This is a genomic window from Streptomyces sp. NPDC018000 (assembly GCF_044328025.1).
Taxonomy (GTDB): Bacteria; Actinomycetota; Actinomycetes; order Streptomycetales; family Streptomycetaceae; genus Streptomyces.
Map to the genome: position 1 here is coordinate 168,815 of NZ_JBIRGM010000009.1, position 17,948 is coordinate 186,762.

16 protein-coding genes are annotated in these 17,948 nt (G+C 68.9%); 6 read left to right on the forward strand and 10 right to left on the reverse strand.

What is annotated here, in order from left to right; all coding sequences use genetic code 11:
• Positions 1-39: 39 nt before the first annotated feature.
• The 3 genes from ACH4EW_RS20685 to panB form a co-directional block, all read right to left on the reverse strand.
• Positions 40-894 carry an ABC transporter permease gene (locus ACH4EW_RS20685; protein WP_398258822.1) on the reverse strand — a complete coding sequence of 285 codons (855 nt, stop codon included), beginning with the start codon at positions 892-894 and terminating at the stop codon, positions 40-42.
• The gene (locus tag ACH4EW_RS20690; RefSeq protein WP_398258824.1) at positions 891-1,904 is read right to left on the reverse strand and encodes an ATP-binding cassette domain-containing protein; all 1,014 of its coding nucleotides are present in this window, start codon (positions 1,902-1,904) and stop codon (positions 891-893) included. Before ACH4EW_RS20690 ends, ACH4EW_RS20685 begins: the two co-directional genes overlap by 4 nt.
• A 116-nt stretch (positions 1,905-2,020) precedes the next feature.
• Positions 2,021-2,908 carry a 3-methyl-2-oxobutanoate hydroxymethyltransferase gene (gene panB, locus ACH4EW_RS20695; protein ID WP_398258826.1) on the reverse strand — a complete coding sequence of 296 codons (888 nt, stop codon included), beginning with the start codon at positions 2,906-2,908 and terminating at the stop codon, positions 2,021-2,023.
• A gap of 175 nt (positions 2,909-3,083) precedes the next feature.
• On the opposite strand from panB, the gene ACH4EW_RS20700 reads away from it, so the two are divergent.
• The 3 genes from ACH4EW_RS20700 to ACH4EW_RS20710 all read left to right on the forward strand — a co-directional run bounded on the left by ACH4EW_RS20700 (position 3,084) and on the right by ACH4EW_RS20710 (position 6,709).
• Positions 3,084-4,715, forward strand: a complete 1,632-nt coding sequence (locus tag ACH4EW_RS20700; RefSeq protein WP_398258828.1) for an MFS transporter — start codon at positions 3,084-3,086, stop codon at positions 4,713-4,715.
• A 118-nt stretch (positions 4,716-4,833) separates the two neighbouring features.
• The gene (locus ACH4EW_RS20705) at positions 4,834-5,517 is read left to right on the forward strand and encodes a TetR/AcrR family transcriptional regulator (protein WP_398258830.1); all 684 of its coding nucleotides are present in this window, start codon (positions 4,834-4,836) and stop codon (positions 5,515-5,517) included.
• Between the two features lie 163 nt (positions 5,518-5,680).
• Positions 5,681-6,709, forward strand: a complete 1,029-nt coding sequence (locus ACH4EW_RS20710; RefSeq protein ID WP_398258906.1) for an endonuclease/exonuclease/phosphatase family protein — start codon at positions 5,681-5,683, stop codon at positions 6,707-6,709.
• 100 nt (positions 6,710-6,809) lie between these two features.
• Here ACH4EW_RS20710 and ACH4EW_RS20715 read toward each other — a convergent pair whose 3' ends face one another.
• From ACH4EW_RS20715 to ACH4EW_RS20740, 6 genes are all read right to left on the reverse strand, one after another.
• A complete protein-coding gene (locus ACH4EW_RS20715; protein ID WP_398258832.1) occupies positions 6,810-8,564 on the reverse strand; it encodes an NAD+ synthase in 1,755 nt (584 codons plus the stop codon).
• Positions 8,565-8,640: 76 nt separating this feature from the next.
• Complete coding sequence (locus ACH4EW_RS20720; protein ID WP_398258834.1) at positions 8,641-10,335, reverse strand: multicopper oxidase family protein; 1,695 nt, start codon at positions 10,333-10,335, stop codon at positions 8,641-8,643.
• A 66-nt stretch (positions 10,336-10,401) separates the two neighbouring features.
• Positions 10,402-10,572, reverse strand: a complete 171-nt coding sequence (locus tag ACH4EW_RS20725; protein ID WP_398258836.1) for a hypothetical protein — start codon at positions 10,570-10,572, stop codon at positions 10,402-10,404.
• 149 nt (positions 10,573-10,721) lie between these two features.
• Positions 10,722-11,147 (reverse strand): CBS domain-containing protein, encoded by a 426-nt coding sequence (locus tag ACH4EW_RS20730; RefSeq protein WP_398258838.1) that lies wholly within the window; start codon positions 11,145-11,147, stop codon positions 10,722-10,724.
• Positions 11,148-11,274: 127 nt separating this feature from the next.
• On the reverse strand, positions 11,275-12,015 hold the full coding sequence (locus ACH4EW_RS20735; RefSeq protein WP_398258840.1) for a DUF305 domain-containing protein: 741 nt from the start codon (positions 12,013-12,015) through the stop codon (positions 11,275-11,277).
• Positions 12,012-12,689 carry a DUF3105 domain-containing protein gene (locus ACH4EW_RS20740; RefSeq protein WP_398258842.1) on the reverse strand — a complete coding sequence of 226 codons (678 nt, stop codon included), beginning with the start codon at positions 12,687-12,689 and terminating at the stop codon, positions 12,012-12,014. The genes ACH4EW_RS20735 and ACH4EW_RS20740 overlap by 4 nt, the downstream gene beginning before the upstream one ends.
• A gap of 253 nt (positions 12,690-12,942) precedes the next feature.
• On the opposite strand from ACH4EW_RS20740, the gene glnA reads away from it, so the two are divergent.
• Together glnA and ACH4EW_RS20750 are read left to right on the forward strand one after the other, a co-directional pair.
• The gene (gene glnA / locus ACH4EW_RS20745; protein WP_398258844.1) at positions 12,943-14,304 is read left to right on the forward strand and encodes a type I glutamate--ammonia ligase; all 1,362 of its coding nucleotides are present in this window, start codon (positions 12,943-12,945) and stop codon (positions 14,302-14,304) included.
• A gap of 189 nt (positions 14,305-14,493) precedes the next feature.
• On the forward strand, positions 14,494-15,492 hold the full coding sequence (locus ACH4EW_RS20750) for a hypothetical protein (RefSeq protein WP_398258846.1): 999 nt from the start codon (positions 14,494-14,496) through the stop codon (positions 15,490-15,492).
• Between the two features lie 79 nt (positions 15,493-15,571).
• Here ACH4EW_RS20750 and ACH4EW_RS20755 read toward each other — a convergent pair whose 3' ends face one another.
• Positions 15,572-16,162, reverse strand: coding sequence for a TetR family transcriptional regulator (locus ACH4EW_RS20755; RefSeq protein WP_398258848.1), 591 nt, complete (start codon positions 16,160-16,162; stop codon positions 15,572-15,574).
• A gap of 148 nt (positions 16,163-16,310) precedes the next feature.
• On the opposite strand from ACH4EW_RS20755, the gene ACH4EW_RS20760 reads away from it, so the two are divergent.
• On the forward strand, positions 16,311-17,810 hold the full coding sequence (locus tag ACH4EW_RS20760; protein ID WP_398258908.1) for an MDR family MFS transporter: 1,500 nt from the start codon (positions 16,311-16,313) through the stop codon (positions 17,808-17,810).
• Positions 17,811-17,948 lie beyond the last annotated feature (138 nt).

Genomic DNA, 17,948 nt, shown 5'->3' on the forward strand with positions numbered 1-17,948 from the left:
ACCCCGGCCGGACCCCGGCCGCCCCGGCCGGACCGCCGGTCAGGACTTCTTGCGGAACTTGGCGACCGCGAGCGGAGCCGTCAACGCGGTGATCACCGCGGCCCAGCCGAGCGTCACCCACACCGAGTGGGCGACCGGTCCGCCCATCATCAGTCCGCGCGCCGCGTCCGCCAGATTGGAGAGCGGGTTGTAATCGGTGAACGTCTGGAGCCAGCCGGGCATCGTCTGGGTCGGGGCGAAGATCGAGGACCCGAACTGGAGCGGCATGAGCACGAGCATCCCCATTCCCTGAACCGCCTGGGCCGTCTTCATGGCCAGCCCGAGCAGGATGAAGATCCACATGATGGCGGCACTGAACACCGCCGACAGGGCGACCGCCCCGATCAGCCCGACAACCGAGGTCTGCAGCTCCATGCCGAGCGCGAAGCCCATACCCAGCAGGATCAGGGTGGCGACCATCAGTCGGCCGAGCTCGACCACGATCTTCGCGATGAGTACCGAGGAGCGGGCGATCGGCATCGTCCGGAACCGGTCCATGACGCCCTTGCGGAAGTCGTCGTTGACACCGGTGCCGACCGCCATGGCGATGTTCACGCCCATCATCGCCATCAGGCCGGGGACCAGGTAGTTCAGATACTCCTGTCGGCCGCCGCCCATGCTGCCGCCGACCGAACCGCCGAATACGTACACGAACAGCAGCGTGAAGATGATCGGCATCAGCAGCACATCGAACATCGACTCCGGATCCTTTTTGATCTGGAGCAGATTGCGCCGCATCAGCGCCCCGATGTGCCGCAGGTTGCCGCGCAGCCCGATCCGTCCCTCGCCGTCGGTCGCCCTCGGCCGGAGGGAGGCGGTCTCGGCGGGGGCAGGCTTCAGAGTCGTCGTGCTCATGCAGCGACCTCCTCGGGAATCGTGTCGGTGACGGAGGAGCTCTTCTCGCCGGTGATGGCCAGGAAGACCTCGTCCAGGCTGGGCAGCGCGGTGGCGACATGCGCCAGCGAGAAGCCCCGGGTGCCGAGCAGGCCGATGACGGCCGTCAGCTGCTCGTCGCTGAGAATCGGTACGTACAGCAGTCCTTCGTCCGGGACGGCCTGCGCGCCCGCGACCCCGTCGAGGCCGGCCTCCCTGATCGCCTGCGCCATCGCGGGCAGCTGTGCCGGGTCCGAGGGCCGGATCTGCAGGGTGCGGCCGCCGACCTTCGCCTTGAGCTCGTTCACCCCGCCACGGGCGATGATCTTGCCCTTGTCGATGACGGTGAGCTCATTGGCGAGCTGCTCGGCCTCTTCCATGTACTGGGTGGTGAGCAGGACGGTCGCCCCCTCCGCGACCATCCGCTGCACCTCGTCCCAGACCTCGTTACGGGTCCGGGGGTCGAGCCCCGTCGTCGGCTCGTCCAGATAGAGGACGGCCGGGCTGCCGATCATCGAGGCGGCCAGGTCGAGCCGGCGCCGCATGCCGCCGGAGTAGTCCATCGCGGCACGCTTGGCCGCGTCGGTGAGGGAGAACCGCTCCAGAAGCTCATCGGCCCGGGACCGGGCGGCCTTGCGCGGCAGATCGAGCAGCCGCCCGATCATGTAGAGGTTCTCCCAGCCGGAGAGCTTCTCGTCGACCGAGGCGTACTGCCCGGTCAGACCGATGGTGTGGCGCAGCTGCCGGGGCTGCTTCACCACGTCGTAGCCCGCCACGGTGGCGTGTCCGGCATCGGGGATGATCAGGGTGGACAGGCAGCGTACGAGCGTGGTCTTGCCGGCGCCGTTGGGGCCGAGCACACCGAGCACCGTGCCCTCGCGGACATCCAGGTCCACGCCGTCCAGAGCCTTGGTCGAGCCGTAGTGCTTGACCAGCCCCCGGACCTCGACGGCGTTCGGGCCGCTCCTGGGGTTCTTGTCGATTCGCGTCATGTCCCCTATGGGACCAGGCGCCACCGACAGTCCGCCGACAACAGGCCGACAGCCCGCCGATGGGGGATGTCGGCGAGCTGTCGGTGGCGCGGGCAGTGGCCCGCGCCCGGGCGGCACTAGTGGAAGGTGTGCTCAGGGGCCGGGAAGCTGCCTCCCACGACCTCTTCCGCGAACTCCTTCGCCGCGTCACCGAGCACCTTGCGCAGGTTCGCGTACTGCTTGGTGAAGCGCGGCACCTTGCCGCCGGTCAGCCCGACCATGTCGGTGTAGACCAGCACCTGGGCGTCCGTGCCGGGGCCGGCGCCGATGCCGACGGTCGGGATGTGCAGGGTGCGGGTGACCTCGGCGGCCAGCTCGGCCGGTACGAGCTCCAGGACGACGGCGAACGCGCCCGCGTCCTGTACGGCCTTGGCGTCGCGCAGCAGCTGCTGGGCTGCCTCCTCGCCGCGGCCCTGCACCCGGTAGCCCATCGCGTTGACGGACTGTGGGGTCAGACCGATGTGGGCCATGACCGGGATACCGGCGTCGACCAGCAGCCGGATCTGTTCGTGGCTGCGCTCACCGCCTTCCAGCTTGACCGCACCGACACCGGACTCCTTGATCAGCCGGGTTGCGTTGCGCAGGGCCTGGACGGGCCCTTCCTGGTACGCCCCGAAAGGCAGATCGGCGACGATCAGGGCGCGCTTGGTGCCCCGTACGACAGCGGCGGAAAGGATGGCGATCTCGTCCATCGTGACGGGCACGGTGGTCTCGTAACCGAGGTGGCAGTTGCCCATGGAGTCGCCGACGAGCATGACCGGGATACCGGCCTCGTCGAAGACGGACGCGGTCATCGCGTCGTAGGCGGTGAGCATGGGCCACTTCTCGCCGCGCTCGGTGGCGGCGGCGATGTCATGGATGGAGATACGGCGGGTGCTCTTCCCTCCGTACAGCGCCTTGCTGCTGTCGGTGGGGGTACCCGCGGGGGATGCGGCGGACTGGTTCTGCGCAGCCTGAAGCGACATTGCCAACGGCTCCTTCGTCATCTCGAGGCGCCCTGACGGCGTCCCCGGACCGGATACATGGTGGCATCCCGCGGCCGTCCACGGGAAGTGGGTCCGCCCATGCCAGTGACGGGCGGCCTGGCAAAGTATTTCTAATACGAGACGGTGCCGTATCGAAATCGGCTAGGCTCCCGGCATGTCAATACCATCGGGCGCTCGCCCCGCCCCGCCCCAAGTACCTGAGGCGGTCCACCGCCGCCGTTGGGCGATCCTCGTCGTTCTGATGTTCAGCCTGCTCATCGTGGTGCTGGACAACTCGATCCTGAACGTTGCCGTCAAGATCATCGCCAGCCCCGCACCCACCGGCCTCGGCGCCACCCAGAGCGAGCTGGAGTGGGCGATCAACGCCTACACGCTCGTCTTCGCCGGTCTGCTCTTCACCGCGGGACTGCTCGGCGACCGCGTCGGCCGCAAGAAGGTACTGCTCTTCGGCATCTTCGTCTTCGGCCTCGGTTCCGCCCTGGCAGCCATGTCCGATTCGCCCGGTCAGCTGATCACCTGGCGGGCCGTCATGGGATTCGGTGCCGCGTTCGTCATGCCGGCCACGCTGGCCGTCCTGATGAACGTATTCGAACGCGACGAGCAGCCCAAGGCCATCGGCATATGGGCCGGAAGCGTCGGCCTCGCCATCGCGATCGGCCCGATCACCGGCGGGCTGCTGCTCGAACACTTCTGGTGGGGCTCGATCTTCCTGGTCAACGTCCCCGTGGTGATCGTCGCGCTGATCGCGATGGTGCTGCTGGTGCCGGACTCCAAGGACCCGAACCCGGGCCGGATCGACCCGCTCGGTGTCCTGCTGTCCGTCGTCGGTCTGGTCCTGCTGGTGTACGGCATCATCCGCGGCGGGCAGCTCGGCGACTTCACCGACGCCACCGTGCTCCTCCCGGTCGCCGGAGGCCTGGCCGTACTGGTCGCGTTCGTCCGGCACGAGAAGCGCGCCAGTCACCCGGCCCTGGATGTCTCGTACTTCAAGAAGCCGTCGTACTCCGCGGCCGTCACCGCCGTGGCGCTCGTCTTCTTCGCGCTGATGGGCGTGACCTTCTTCTCCGCCTTCTACATGCAGAGCGTGCGCGGCTGGAGCGCGTTGCAGGCCGGTCTGCTGATCCTGCCGCTGGCCGCCGCCCAGATGATCTTCGCGCCGCGCGCCCGGCTGGTCGTCGACCGGTTCGGTGCCCGAGTGGTCTGCACCGTCGGCATGCTGCTGGTCGCGCTCGGCCTCGCGGCGTTCGCACTGTTCGACGCCACCACGCCGGTCTGGGTGCTGTGCGTGATCTTCTTCGTCCAGGGCACGGGCATGGCGCATGTGATGACGCCGGTCACGGTCTCGGTGATGCAGGCGCTGCCCAGGGAGAAGGCCGGTTCCGGATCGGCCGTCAACAACACGTTCCGGCAGGTCGGCGGGGCGCTCGGCATAGCAGTGCTCGGCTCGGTGCTCTCCACCGTCTACCGCGGCGACATCGAGGGGCACCTCGACGCGCTCCCGGCCGCCGCCAGGGAGGCGGCGGGGGAGTCGATCGAGGCGACGCTCGGCATCGCGGACAAGCTGGGCCCGGCTGGTGCCCCGCTGGTGGCCGCGGCGAACGACGCGTTCCTGAAGGCCATGCATGTCACCGCCGCCTGCTCGGCAGGCGTCGCCCTCGTGGGCGTTCTCGTGGTCGCGCTGTTCCTGCCGGGCAGGGCGCCCGCCGGACCCGAGCCCGCCGGGTCCGACAAGGAGGAACCGCCCGTGCCTGCCGGGGCGGCGTCCTCGACGTCCCCGGAGAACTGAGCAAGTCGCCCTCGGTTCCCGGCCCGTCAACCCCGGAATCCGAGGGCGGTCCGCACAGGCACCGCCGCCGTCGGCGAGAATCGAAAACGGCGGACGGTGCGGCGAGAGGCGGATTCACGTGCAGGCAGAGGCACAGGCGCAGGACCGGAACCACCCGGTCCAGCAGGAACCGGAACCGCGAAGGGGCCGACCGCGCAGCGCGGCGGCCGAGCGGGCGATCCTGGACGCCGTCGTCGAACTGCTGGAGGCCGGTGAGCCCCTCGCCGGCCTGTCCATCGAGCGGATCGCCCGCACCGCCGGCGTCGGCAAGGCGACCATCTACCGGCGGTGGAGTGGAAAGGAAGAGCTCTTCGTCGACGTCCTGCGCGACGTCGAACCCACGGAACCCACCGTCTCCGGCACCGCCGGACTCGACGACCTGCGGCTGCTGCTGGAGTCGCTGCGCAGGCGCGGCCTCGCCCAGCGCTCCTCCGTCCTGCTCCACAATGTCTACGCCCAGATGACGAGCCATCCCAAGCTGTGGGCGGAATACCAGTGCACCGTCATAGCGCCGCGCCGCGCCGCCATGCTGGCCGCCGTGCAGCGGGCGGTCGACGCGGGCGAGCTGCGCGAGGACCTGGACGTGGAGCTGATGGTCGACCTGTTCCTGGGGCCCATGCTCGTACGTACCATCCACCGGCCCGACGCACCGCTGCCCGAGGATCTCGCGGACCGCATCATCCAGGCCGTGACCGAGGGCCTCGCCCCCCGGCCCGCCGCCGACGCCCGACCCCCGGACCTGCCCGGACCCGCCCGTGTGTGATCGTTCTGTCACAAGCCCTCGCAGATCCCTCCTGGCAGGAACTCGTCGGACCCCGTCCTTCGTCCTCGTGGCAGTACCGCCGTCGTGGACGGCAGGAAACCCGCCGCTCATCGCCTAGGGTCGAGGGCGCGGTGACATGCACGGCAAGGCAGTGAGGACAGCGATGGTGCAGGCGTACGGAGCGGACACAGGGAACGACCGTGCGGAGCCCCAGCGCACCGGGTCCGGATCCCGTTTCCGGGACCTGCGCGACAGATGGATCCGCGACACGGGCATCTGGCGGCGCGGAATCGTCCTCGCCGTCTGCGCGGTCCTCCTCACCCTCGTGATGGTCTTCCACGCCGAGATCCCGAACACCATCGGCAACCTGGGCAGCCTCACCGAGACGTTCCTGCCGTGGATCGGCGTGTTCGTTCTGCTGCTGCTGATCCTGGGCCTGGTGCGCCGCTCGGCGACCGCGCTCATCGCCCTGCTGCTGCCGGTCGTGGTCTGGCTCAATCTCTTCGGCGGGCTGCTCACCGACAAATCGGGCAGCGGCGGCGACCTCACCGTGGCCACCCACAACGTCAACGCCGACAACCCCGACCCCGCGGGCACAGCCCGGCAGGTCGCGAGCTCCGGCGCCGACATCATCGCCCTGGAGGAACTGCCGAGCGGCCAGGTGCCGGCGTACGAGGCGGCACTCGCCGACCGCTTCCCGTACCACTCGGTACAGGGGACCGTCGGCCTGTGGAGCAAGTACCCGATGAGCGACACCCGGCCGGTCGACATCAAGATGGGCTGGACCCGGGCGATGCGTTCCACGGTGACGACACCCAAGGGCGAGGTCGCCGTCTACGTGGCCCATCTGCCGTCCGTACGGGTCAAGCTGCACGCCGGATTCACCGCCAACCAGCGCGACGACAGCGCGGACGCCCTGGGCGAGGCCATCGCCGACGAACCGCTCGACAAGGTGATCCTGCTCGGTGACCTCAACGGCACGATGAACGACCGCTCGCTCAACGCGGTCACCTCCCAGATGAGGTCCACCCAGGGCGCGGCCGGCGACGGATTCGGCTTCACCTGGCCGGCGTCGTTCCCGATGGCACGGATCGACCAGATCATGGTCAAGGGCGTCGAGCCGAAGTCGTCGTGGACGCTCCCGGCAACGGACAGCGACCACCTTCCGATCGCGGCGCGCGTCGGAATGTGACGGACACGCCCCGGACCGGCCGGGGCGCGGGAAGGCTTACGACCTGGGGGCGGTAGGGAGCCCGCTCCCTACCGCCCCCAGGTCGTAAGCCTGTCGGCTCTCACCCCGACTCGCGCCACCGATTGGTGATCGGCAGCCGCCGGTCCTTGCCGAAGCCCTTCGGGGAGATCTTCGTGCCCGGCGGGTACTGCCGCCGCTTGTACTCGGCCGTGTCCACCAACCGCAGCGTCTTCGTCACCAGCGCCTCGTCGAACCCGGCCGCGACGATCTCGTCCAGACCCTGGTCCCGGTCGACATACAGCTCCAGGATCCGGTCCAGTACGTCGTAGTCGGGCAGCGAGTCCGTGTCGACCTGTCCCGGCCGCAGCTCGGCGCTGGGCGGCTTGGTGATGGACGCCTCCGGGATCGGCGGGGTCTGCCCGCGCTCCTCGGCGGCGCGGTTGCGCCACTTCGCGAGGCGGAAGATCGACGTCTTGTAGACGTCCTTGATCGGGCCGTACGCCCCGACCGAGTCGCCGTACAGCGTCGAGTAGCCGACCGCCAGCTCGGACTTGTTGCCCGGAGCGAGGACGATCTGGCCCTCCTGGTTGGAGACGGCCATCAGCATCGTGCCGCGCAGCCGGGACTGGAGGTTCTCCTCGGCGAGGCCGGTGAGCCCCAGCGAGCCCATGTACGCGTCGAACATCGGCTCGATCGGTACGGTGCGGAAGTTCAGCCCGGTACGGCGGGCCAGCTCGGCCGCGTCGTCCTTGGAGTGGTCCGAGGAGTACTTCGACGGCATCGAGATGCCGTACACGTTCTGTGCGCCCAGCGCGTCGCAGGCGATGGCCGCGACCAGCGCCGAGTCGATCCCGCCGGAGAGCCCGATCAGCACACTGCTGAAGCCGTTCTTGGCCGCGTACGCGCGCAGGCCCACGACCAGCGCCGTGTACAGCTCCTCGTCGTCGTCGAGCCGCTCCGCGTATCCGCCGGTCAGCTCCGTGTCGTACGCCGGGAGGGGTGCCTCGGAGAGCACCACGCGGTCGATCCGCAGCCCGTCGTTCACGACACCGGACGGAGCCTCGGCCGCGGCGGCCGGCAGGTCCAGGTCGAGGACGACGCTGCCCTCGGCGAACTGCGGGGCCCGGGCGATCACTTCGCCGTTCCGGTCGACGACGATCGAGTCGCCGTCGAAGACCAGCTCGTCCTGGCCGCCGATCATCGCCAGATACGCGGTGGTGCAGCCGGCCTCCTGGGCCCGCTTGCGGACCAGTTCCAGCCGGGTGTCGTCCTTGTCCCGCTCGTACGGCGAGGCGTTGATCGACAGCAGCAGCCCGGCACCGGCGGCCCGCGCGGCCGGCACCCGGCCGCCGTCCTGCCAGAGGTCCTCGCAGATCGCGAGTGCCACATCGACGCCGTGGACCCGCACGACCGGCATCGAGTCGCCCGGCACGAAGTAGCGGAACTCGTCGAAGACACCGTAATTGGGGAGGTGGTGCTTGGCGAAGGTCAGCGCGACCTGCCCGCGGTGCAGCACCGCGGCGGCGTTCTGCGGGGTGCCGACGGGCTGCCCGTAGCGCGGCTGGGCCGTCTCGGAGCGGTCGAGGTAACCGACGACGACCGGCAGCTCACCGAATCCCTCCGCGTCGAGACGGGCGGCGAGCGCGCACAGCGCCTGACGCGAGGCCTCGACGAAGGAGGACCGCAGGGCCAGGTCCTCGACGGGGTAGCCGGTCAGCATCATCTCGGGGAACGCCACCAGATGGGCGCCCTGTTCGGCGGAGTGCCGGGTCCAGTGGACGATCGCCTCGGCATTGCCGGAGAGATCACCGACGGTCGAGTCGATCTGGTTCAGTGCGAGGCGTAGTTGAGGCACGCGCACCAGTGTAATCGTCTGACTGACGCGATGTCCTGGCGGGCCGCGCACCGCAAAGCCGCCCGTCAGGAACAGGTCAGTGCCGGTAGCCGAGGACCGTCATCATGCCCACGTCCGAGTGGTAGATGTTGTGGCAGTGGAGCATCCAGAGACCCGGATTGTCCGCGTCGAACTCCACGGCCAGCGAGGTGTTCGGCCGGATGATCGCGGTGTCCTTGCGTGCCCAGGCCGCCTGGCCCCGATGGGAGGCCTTGCGGCTGGGTCCTGCCTGGCCCACCAGCCCGAACGAGTGTCCGTGCAGATGAATGGGGTGCCACATCTCCGTGACGTTGTAGAACTCCATCCGGACCCGCTCGCCCGCCCGGACCGGATGACGCTGCTTGGGGTCGTACGGCTTGTGATCGAAGGCCCAGTTGTACGCGCCCATGTTGCCGGTCATCCTGAACCGCAGGGTCCGGTCGGGCTCGCGGACGGACAGTGCCACGGATTCGTCCGGCGACAGCGCGAACGCCTCCACCAGCTTTCCGTCCAGTTCCTTCGGCCGTACGGAGGCGGGCGGCGCCGCGCCCCGTCCGGTGCGCAGCAGGGCAAGCGCCGTCGCCCCCTTGCCCTCGGCGAGCGCGGTCAGCGGGAAAACTCCGTCCCCGGCGGTGACCAGCACGTCGTACCGCTCGCCCATACCCAGCAGCAGGGCGTCCGTCGTGGTGTGCCGGACCGGATAGCCGTCGGTGTGGGTGACCGTCATGCGGTGGCCGCCGAGCGCGACACGGAAAGCGGTGTCGCCGCCCGCATTGATGATGCGCAGCCGGATCCGGTCGCCGGGCTTGGCGGCGAAGGATGTGGGGGCCTTCGGGATGCGGCCGTTGATCAGGTAGTACGGGTAGGCGACATCGCCTCCGTGGCTGTCGAGGAGTTCGCTGAAGGAGTCCTTCGTCATCCGTGAGGGACCGGAGCGGCCCTTGACGGACTTGGGGGAGCCGGCGTGCCCGGCGTGTCCCGAATCGCTCTTGCCGGCATGGCCCGACCCGCCGTGGTCCATGCCGCCCCTGCCCCCGCTGAGCTCGTAGAGCACCGAGTCCGGCGTGGAGCCGTCCACCCCGTCGACCCAGTCGTCGAGGACGACGACCCACTCCTTGTCGTACTTGAGGGGTTCCCTGGGGTCGTCGACGATCAGCGGCGCGTACAGACCGCGGTCCTGCTGGACGCCCGTGTGCGGATGGAACCAGTACGTCCCCGGGTGCGGCACCTTGTAGCGGTACGCGAATTCGGCGCCCGGCTTGATGGGCGGCTGGGTCAGGTCGGGTACGCCGTCCATGTTGTTGCGCACATTCAGCCCGTGCCAGTGCAGGCTGGTCGTCGCCGGAAGGTGGTTGGCGAGGGTGAGCGCCACGGTGTCGCCGACCGAGACCCGGAGTTCCTTGCCGGGCAGCCGTGCTCCGTACGCCCAGGAGCTGACGATGAGCCCGCCGCCCAGATCGAGGCGGGACGGGGTGGCGGTGAGGTCGATCTTGTGTACGGGGCCGGAGCCCCGCCCGGCCTCGGCGGCGGCGACCTCCTCACCGTCGGGGGAGACGTACTCGCCCTTGGGCTTCACGCGGGGGGCGGTCCCATGGTTCGCACCGCCACGGCTCGTGCCGTCGGCGCTCGCGCCGCCGGCCTTCGTGCCACTGCGGCCCGTGTCGGATTCGCCGGAGCAGGCGGCCAGGACTGCCGTACCGGCGGTGGCGACAGCGGCGCCGAGCACGGCGCGTCGGGTGGGTGGAGTGCGCATGACGGAAGCACCTCGGGTTGTTGTCGGTAATTCGGTCTGCTGGGGGAGGGGGAGACAGCACCCCTCCTATATGCACAGCACCGACAACGAAGCGAGATGGGCCCGGTCCGGCCGGGAAGCCGGCCCTGCGGCCTGCGACACCCGCGCCATGACGTCCCTGAGGAAGTGGGCGATCCTGATGAGCAGCACAACGAACAGCAACAACTGTCCGTATGTCGCACATCTACTCAGGGTCATGTCGGGCAGCCTACCCCCGCCGTGTATGCACCGCGCGCGGAAACGTATCGCCGCTGCGACGAAGGGGCTGAAGGTATGGACGCGGAGCGGCCCGGTACCCCCTGTGCCGGCGAGGGGTGCCGGGCCGTCGAACTGTGTCCGCGAGCCGGTCAGCTGCGGGCGTAGACCTTCTCCACCCAGCCGGCGATCTGCTCGTCGGAGAGGTGCTGCGCCAGATCGGCTTCGCTGATCATGCCGATCAGCTTCTTGTTCTCGACCACCGGAAGCCGGCGGATCCGATGGGTCTGCATCTCCTCCAGAACCATCTCCACACCCGCCTCCGAGTCGATCCAGCGAGGGGTGCCCTGGGCGAGGTCGCCCGCGGTCATCCTCGACGGATCGTGCCCCATCGCGACACAGCCGACCACGATGTCGCGGTCCGTGAGGATGCCGATCATCCGGTCCTTTTCGCCGCGGGCCGAGATGGGCAGCGCGCCCACTTGGTGGTCACGCATCAGCTGCGCGGCGCGGTCGAGCGTCTCGTGCGCGGGGATCCATGTGGCCCCGGTGTGCATGATGTCCTTGGCGGTGGTCATGAGGGATTCCTCCTGCGTGCCGGTGGGCATGCTGTTCGACCCCGAGCGAACCCATCGTCATGGGCCCGCTCAAGGCACGCGACCGCTATCACCCGTTCGGGTGCATATGCGGCCCGGGGGGAATCTTTCAGGGCCGGGGCTCGGCCCCTCGCGCCGCCAGCATCCGGGCCATCATGTCCACCTCGGACTGCTGGGCCTCGACCATTCCCTGGGCAAGCCGCTTCTCCACCGTCACCGTGCACAGCCGGGCGCAGCCGCGGGCCATGTCGATGCCGCCCTTGTGGTGGTCGGTCATCAGCTGGAGGTACAGGATCTCGGCCTTTTTGCCGTCCGCCTCGCGGAGCCGGTCCAGCTCGGTCCTGGTGGCCATGCCGGGCATGAGGGAGCCGTCATGGGCCCGGTATCCGGTCCCCGTGCCCGCCATTCCTTCCATCCCGCCCATGCCGTCCATGCCGTCCATGCCGTCCGTCGTGTGTCCCTCGTGCCCCGCGGCCATCCAGGCCATCGGCTCCTGCCCGGCGGCCGCCTTCGGCAGCTCCCACAGGTCCAGCCAGCCGAGCATCATGCCGCGCTGGTTGGCCTGCGTATTGGCGATGTCGTACGCGAGACGGCGTACCTCCTCGTTCTCCGTACGGTCACGCACGATGAAGGACATCTCGACGGCCTGCTGATGGTGGACCGCCATGTCGCGGGCGAAACCGGCGTCCGCCGAGTCCACCGCGGGTGCGCGGGGGGCGGGGGCGGCAGCGTGGTCCGCACCGTCGTCCCGGGCGGAGGCGACCGTCGCCACCCCCGCGAACAGCAGCGCGAGCACGACGGCGGAGCCCGCCGCCCACTGGATGCGCCGGTCGCGTTTCACCGCGGTCACGTGGTCCCCATTCCGCCCGTGCAGGCCGCACCGGGCTCCGGCGTCTGCGGTCCCTGGACGAACCTGGCGAAGAACTGGTCGACCCGCCGGTCATCGGCGCTGTCCACCGTCACCTGATTGCCCCAGGCACTCAGCATGATCGTCCCGGCCTGGCCCTCGTACGGGCTCATCAGTGAGTACGGCGTCCTGCCGACCCGCTCGGCGAGCTTCGCCACATCGGCGTCCGAGGCCTTGTCCGTGTACGTCACCCACACCGATCCGTGCTCCAGCGAGTGCACCGCATTCATGTCGGGGATCGACTTTCTGTACACCTCGCCGTCGCAGTTCATCCACACGGGGCTGTGGTCACCGCCGACCGGGGGCTTCATCGGGTACGTCACGGTCTCGGTGACGTGTTTGCGGGTCAGCTTCTTCGCGTCCCACGTCTTCAGCCCTTCGATCGGCTCGGCGGCGAGCTTCTTCTGCTCCGCCGCGGACGCCTTGGCGTCCTCCGTCTGAACGGCCTGTTTCTTCTCCGACGCCTCGGACCTGTCCAGCACCATGTACGAGCCGAAACCGGCCAGGCCCGCGACGACGAGGACGCTCAGGCTTATGGCCAGGACACGGTTGCGGCGCTCCCGCGCGCGGTCGGTGTTGTGCGTCTGTTCCATGCGGGTGCTGCGGTCGAAGCTCATGTCGTCAGGTCCTTCTGCGAAGGGGGCGGGAGGGACAACAAGCGGTCGGCGGGTTGGTAAAACCGGTGCGTCCGGGACAGTTACGAGGCCGCTCCGCCCCGTGCGCACCGTGGGCGCCGATCGTAGTGGGTGGCCGGGTGCTCCATCTCACGTCGTGTGCGTAATCTGGGTGAAATCCCGGGTCGTGATACTGGAGCTTCTCCCCTACCCCGGGCGGTGGTGCACGGGCCGTCTGAACTGCAAGGATGTGGCTATGGACAAGCAGCAGGAATTCGTCCTCAGGACGCTCGAGGAGCGCGACATCCGCTTCGTACGGCTGTGGTTCACCGATGTCCTCGGCTACCTCAAGTCCGTTGCAGTGGCCCCCGCCGAGCTGGAGCAGGCGTTCGACGAGGGCATCGGCTTCGACGGCTCGGCCATCGAGGGCTTCGCCCGGGTGTACGAGTCCGACATGATCGCCAAGCCGGACCCGGGTACGTTCCAGATCCTGCCGTGGCGCGCGGAGGCTCCCGGCACGGCCCGGATGTTCTGCGACATCCTGATGCCCGACGGCTCACCGTCCTTCGCCGACCCGCGTTATGTCCTCAAGCGCATCCTCGCCAAGACCTCCGACCTGGGCTTCACCTTCTACACCCACCCGGAGATCGAGTTCTTCCTGCTGAAGGACAAGCCGGTCGACGGCAGCCGCCCCACCCCCGCCGACAGCTCCGGCTACTTCGACCACACCCCGCAGAACGTCGGCATGGACTTCCGCCGCCAGGCGATCACCATGCTCGAATCCATGGGCATCTCGGTCGAGTTCAGCCATCACGAGGGCGCCCCCGGCCAGCAGGAGATCGACCTGCGGTACGCGGACGCGCTCTCCACCGCCGACAACATCATGACGTTCCGTCTGGTGATGAAGCAGGTCGCGCTGGAGCAGGGCGTGCAGGCGACGTTCATGCCGAAGCCGTTCTCCGAGTACCCCGGTTCCGGCATGCACACCCACCTCTCCCTCTTCGAGGGCGACCGCAACGCCTTCTACGAGTCGGGCGCCGAGTACCAGCTGTCCAAGGTCGGCCGCTCCTTCATCGCCGGTCTGCTCACCCACGCCGCGGAGATCTCCGCCGTGACGAACCAGTGGGTCAACTCCTACAAGCGCATCTGGGGCGGCTCCTCCCGCGCCGCAGGCGCCGGCGGCGAGGCCCCCTCGTACATCTGCTGGGGTCACAACAACCGCTCCGCGCTCATCCGCGTCCCGATGTACAAGCCGGGCAAGACCGGCTCCGCCCGCGTCGAGGTCCGCTCCATCGACTCCGGCGCCAACCCCTACCTGACGTACGCGGTGCTGCTCGCCGCGGGCCTGAAGGGCATAGAGGCGGGCTACGAACTCCCGGCCGGCGCCGACGACGACGTCTGGGCGCTGTCCGACGCGGAGCGCCGCGCGATGGGCATCGAGCCCCTGCCGCAGAACCTCGGCGAGGCGATCTCGCTGATGGAGAAGAGCGAACTGGTCGCCGAGACGCTGGGCGAGCACGTCTTCGACTTCTTTCTGCGCAACAAGAAGCAGGAGTGGGAGGAGTACCGCAGCGAGGTCACGGCCTTCGAGCTGAAGAACCTGCTGCCGGTGCTGTAACCGCAGGCCGGCCCCGGTTGTCGTCTGGATGCCCCGGCGCACCCAGGCAGGCGACCGTCGTACGAGGGGGGCGGGGAAGGTACGCAGCCGATGGCGATCGGATTGCGGACCGTATTGCGGAACGGTGTGCTTCTTGTCGGGCGGGGGAACATCATGGTTCCGAATTACCGCGTGATACAGGGGGTGTTCGTGGAGACCGATGTCGCTGCTGTGGCTGTGGGAGTGCTGGCCGCGACGTTGACGGGGGCGGCGACCAACCTCGGGCAGGAAACCGCGTCCGCGGTGGTACGGGCCGTGAGGGAGCGTCTGGGGGCGACACCGCGGGGCCGGGCGGCTCTGGCCGGGTTGGACGCTGAGCCGGGCGACGTCGAGGCACGCCGGGAAGCGGAGGCGGTGCTCCGGGAAGAGGCCCGGGCGGACCCGGGTCTCCGGAGCGCTCTGGAGACGCATCTGAACACGTCGGTGAGTCGTACGACCGGCAGCGTCGTCATCAACGGCGGAAAGGTACGCGGCAATCAGATCTCGCTCGGGCCGATCACCGTCAACAAGCCGAACACGACAGGCGGGCTGCTCGGCCTGGCTGCTGCCCTTCTGGTCGCCGTCGCTCTCCTCGTGTACGGAGGGGTGCGGTTTGTCGTCGACGGCTCAGCGGAGAGCGGCGATGGCGGAACCGTGAAGGCGCGGGCGCTGAGCGTGGCCGAGACCGAGCAGATGATGCCGGGTCTGACGGATCTGCCGGGCACATGGGCGACCTCCATACCTCCGGGCGCGAGGGGCGAAGGGAAGTGCCACGAGGGCGGGGCGGAATACGAGGGAGCGAACGGCTCCGGCCCGAATGATCTGAAGGTGCGGTTCCTGACCTATGCCTGCCCGGACACCACGCTCGCTGCCGAGGGCTACACCGGCCGCGTGAAGTTGCAGGAGAACCCGGGAAGCGGGAAGGAGTATCCGTTCCCGGCACGGAAGTTCGGCGACGAGAGCACGACGACCACGTACCGGGTCGAGGACGAGACCCTGGCGGACCCTACTCAGGTCGGTCAACACCTGATGTCGAGGGCCCGTGTCGGAACCGTCGTCGTCGAGATGCACTACGGGCCGATCCGCGACGAGGCCGGCTCCGAACGCCAGGCGGAGCAACTCATGCGGATCATGTGCGACCGCGCGCGTGAGGCTCAGAAACGCGGTTGACGGGCCGAGGTCCGCGGTCAGGGAACCACAGGGCGCAGGGTCGGCGCCGTCTCGGTGCGGCCCTCCGCCGTACCCCTCGTCAGTCGAACCGGCAGGCCACCTCGTCCAGAATCTCGTCGATCACCTCGGCGGGCTCCCGGGCCAGATCCTCCTCGATCCACATGCGCATGGCGATCCGCAGCGAGGACAGGAACGCCGCGGCCAGCACCGGTGGGCGGACCGGCTTCTCCGACGGACCCCGACGGGCCGCCACGGCCTCGGCCAAGTCCCGTTCCAGGGCCGCGTGGTTGGCGAGCTGCCGGGCGAGCAGTGAGGGGTGTCGCATTGCCAGCCTGGTCCGCAGGGCCCACTCGCGCTCCGGTGGCGCGACCCGTTCGGCGAACTGTGTCATGGCCGCCCGCAGCGCCGCCCACGCGGTCTCCTCGGCGGGCCGGTCGTGCACGGTGCGGACGAGTTCCCTGATCTGCCGCTCCTCCCCGTACAGGAGGGCATCCTCCTTGCTCGTGAAGTAGTTGGAGAACGTTCTGCGGGAGATCCCCGCCGCGTCCGCGACGGCCTCCACCGTGACGTGGTCGAAGCCGTGCTCGACGGTGAGCCGCAACGTCGCCTCGTGCACGGCCTGTCTGGTGGCTTCCTTCTTGCGTTCCCGCAGTCCCACAGAGCTCTCCATGGGTTCATTATCTCCGCGCCGGGAATAATTGCACAGTGAGCAAAATTGCCCATTGTGCATGTATGGTGAAGCCTTTCCTGCTCCTGACCGAACCTTCCGGAGGTTGCGCGTGAGCGCACAAACAGCTGCGCCGACCGAAGACGCGCCGATGGATCACCGTCATGTGCTGCGGGCGCTGAGCGGGCTGCTGATCGTGCTGTTCGTGGCGATGATCAGCAGCACGGTGGTCTCGGTGGCGCTGCCGAAGATCATCGGCTCGCTGAACGGCACCCAGTCGCAGTACACCTGGGTCGTCACCGCGTCCCTGCTGGCCTCCACGGCCTCCACCCCGATCTGGGGCAAGCTCGCCGACCTGTTCAGCAAGAAGTTGCTGCTCCAGATATCCATCGGCATCTTCGTCATCTCGTCGATCGCCTGCGGGTTCGCCCAGTCCACCGGGCAGTTGATCGCCTTCCGCGCCGTTCAGGGCCTCGGCATGGGAGCTCTCCAGGTGCTCGTCCAGGTCATCATCGCCGCGATGATCAGCCCCAAGGAACGCGGCCGCTACAACGGCTACCTGGGCGGCGTCATGGCTGTCGCCACCGTCGGTGGACCGCTGCTGGGCGGCTTCATCACGGACACGTCGTGGCTCGGCTGGCGCTGGTGCTTCTTCATCGCCGTACCGTTCACGCTGATCGCCCTCGTGATGCTCACCCGCACTCTGCACCTCGCCGAGGTCCGCCGCCCGGAGACGAAGGTCGACTACCTGGGCGCCTCGCTGATCGCCGGCGGCGTCAGCCTGCTGCTGCTCTGGGTCACCTTCGTCGGCAACGACTTCGACTGGCTCTCCTGGCAGACCCTCGCCATGGTCGGCTCCAGCGCCCTGATCCTGATCGTGGCCGTCGTGGTCGAGAGCCGGGTCGACGAGCCGGTTGTCCCGCTCCACGTCGTGCGCCGCCGCGACCCCGCGCTCGCCATCGTCGCGAGCCTCGCGGTCGGCATGGCGATGTTCGGCGGCGCGGTCTTCCTCGGCCAGTACTTCCAGATCGGCCGAGGCTACTCACCGACCGAGGCCGGACTCCTCACCATCCCGCTGATGTTCGGCGTGCTGGTCTCCTCCACCGTCGCCGGACGTCTGGTCTCCAGGACCGGCAAGGTGAAGCCGTACATCATCACCGGCGTCATCGTCCTCACCCTGGGCTTCCTCGGCCTGTCCACCATCGACCACGAGACCTCACTGGTCCTTGTCTCGATCGGAATGCTCGCCGTCGGCGCCGGTGTCGGCATGTCGATGCAGAACCTGGTCCTGGTCCTCCAGAACACCGTCCCGCTCGGCGAGCTCGGCGCGGCCAGCGGCGCGATCACCTTCTTCCGCTCGCTCGGCGGCACGATCGGTGTCTCGGTGCTGGGCGCGGTGCTCGCCAACCAGGTCGCGACGAAAATCACTCACGGTCTGGCGAAGCTCGGCGTCGACCCGGCGGCCTCGTCCTCGGGCGGTGCCACTCTGAACATCGACGCGATGCCGCCGCAGATCCAGGAGGTGGTGCGCGCCGCGTACGGTGACGCGACCGGCACCATCTTCCTGATCTCGGCGGGCATCGCGGTGATCGGCGTGATCGCCGCCCTGTTCCTGACGCCGACGAAGCTGCGCGACAGCGTGGACCTTTAGCAGGCCCCGCGTTCGTACCTGCGCCCCGCGCCCCGGAAACCCCGGCGGCGCGGGGCACAGTCATGTGTGCGGTACCGGCGCCTCTCCGAAAACTCCGTCAGTGGCCTTCCCGGCCGGACGTATCACCCGAGGCGCGAC

Bases quoted from the DNA above. Each gene is read 5' to 3' on its own strand.
- glnA (WP_398258844.1), top strand. From the start codon at position 12,943: ATGGACAAGCAGCAGGAATTCGTCCTCAGGACGCTCGAGGAGCGCGAC.
- ACH4EW_RS20700 (WP_398258828.1), top strand. From the start codon at position 3,084: ATGTCAATACCATCGGGCGCTCGCCCCGCCCCGCCCCAAGTACCTGAG.
- ACH4EW_RS20740 (WP_398258842.1), bottom strand. From the start codon at position 12,689: ATGAGCTTCGACCGCAGCACCCGCATGGAACAGACGCACAACACCGAC.
- ACH4EW_RS20720 (WP_398258834.1), bottom strand. From the start codon at position 10,335: ATGCGCACTCCACCCACCCGACGCGCCGTGCTCGGCGCCGCTGTCGCC.
- ACH4EW_RS20685 (WP_398258822.1), bottom strand. From the start codon at position 894: ATGAGCACGACGACTCTGAAGCCTGCCCCCGCCGAGACCGCCTCCCTC.
- panB (WP_398258826.1), bottom strand. From the start codon at position 2,908: ATGTCGCTTCAGGCTGCGCAGAACCAGTCCGCCGCATCCCCCGCGGGT.
- ACH4EW_RS20710 (WP_398258906.1), top strand. From the start codon at position 5,681: ATGGTGCAGGCGTACGGAGCGGACACAGGGAACGACCGTGCGGAGCCC.
- ACH4EW_RS20755 (WP_398258848.1), bottom strand. From the start codon at position 16,162: ATGGAGAGCTCTGTGGGACTGCGGGAACGCAAGAAGGAAGCCACCAGA.
- ACH4EW_RS20725 (WP_398258836.1), bottom strand. From the start codon at position 10,572: ATGACCCTGAGTAGATGTGCGACATACGGACAGTTGTTGCTGTTCGTT.
- ACH4EW_RS20730 (WP_398258838.1), bottom strand. From the start codon at position 11,147: ATGACCACCGCCAAGGACATCATGCACACCGGGGCCACATGGATCCCC.
- ACH4EW_RS20690 (WP_398258824.1), bottom strand. From the start codon at position 1,904: ATGACGCGAATCGACAAGAACCCCAGGAGCGGCCCGAACGCCGTCGAG.
- ACH4EW_RS20760 (WP_398258908.1), top strand. From the start codon at position 16,311: ATGGATCACCGTCATGTGCTGCGGGCGCTGAGCGGGCTGCTGATCGTG.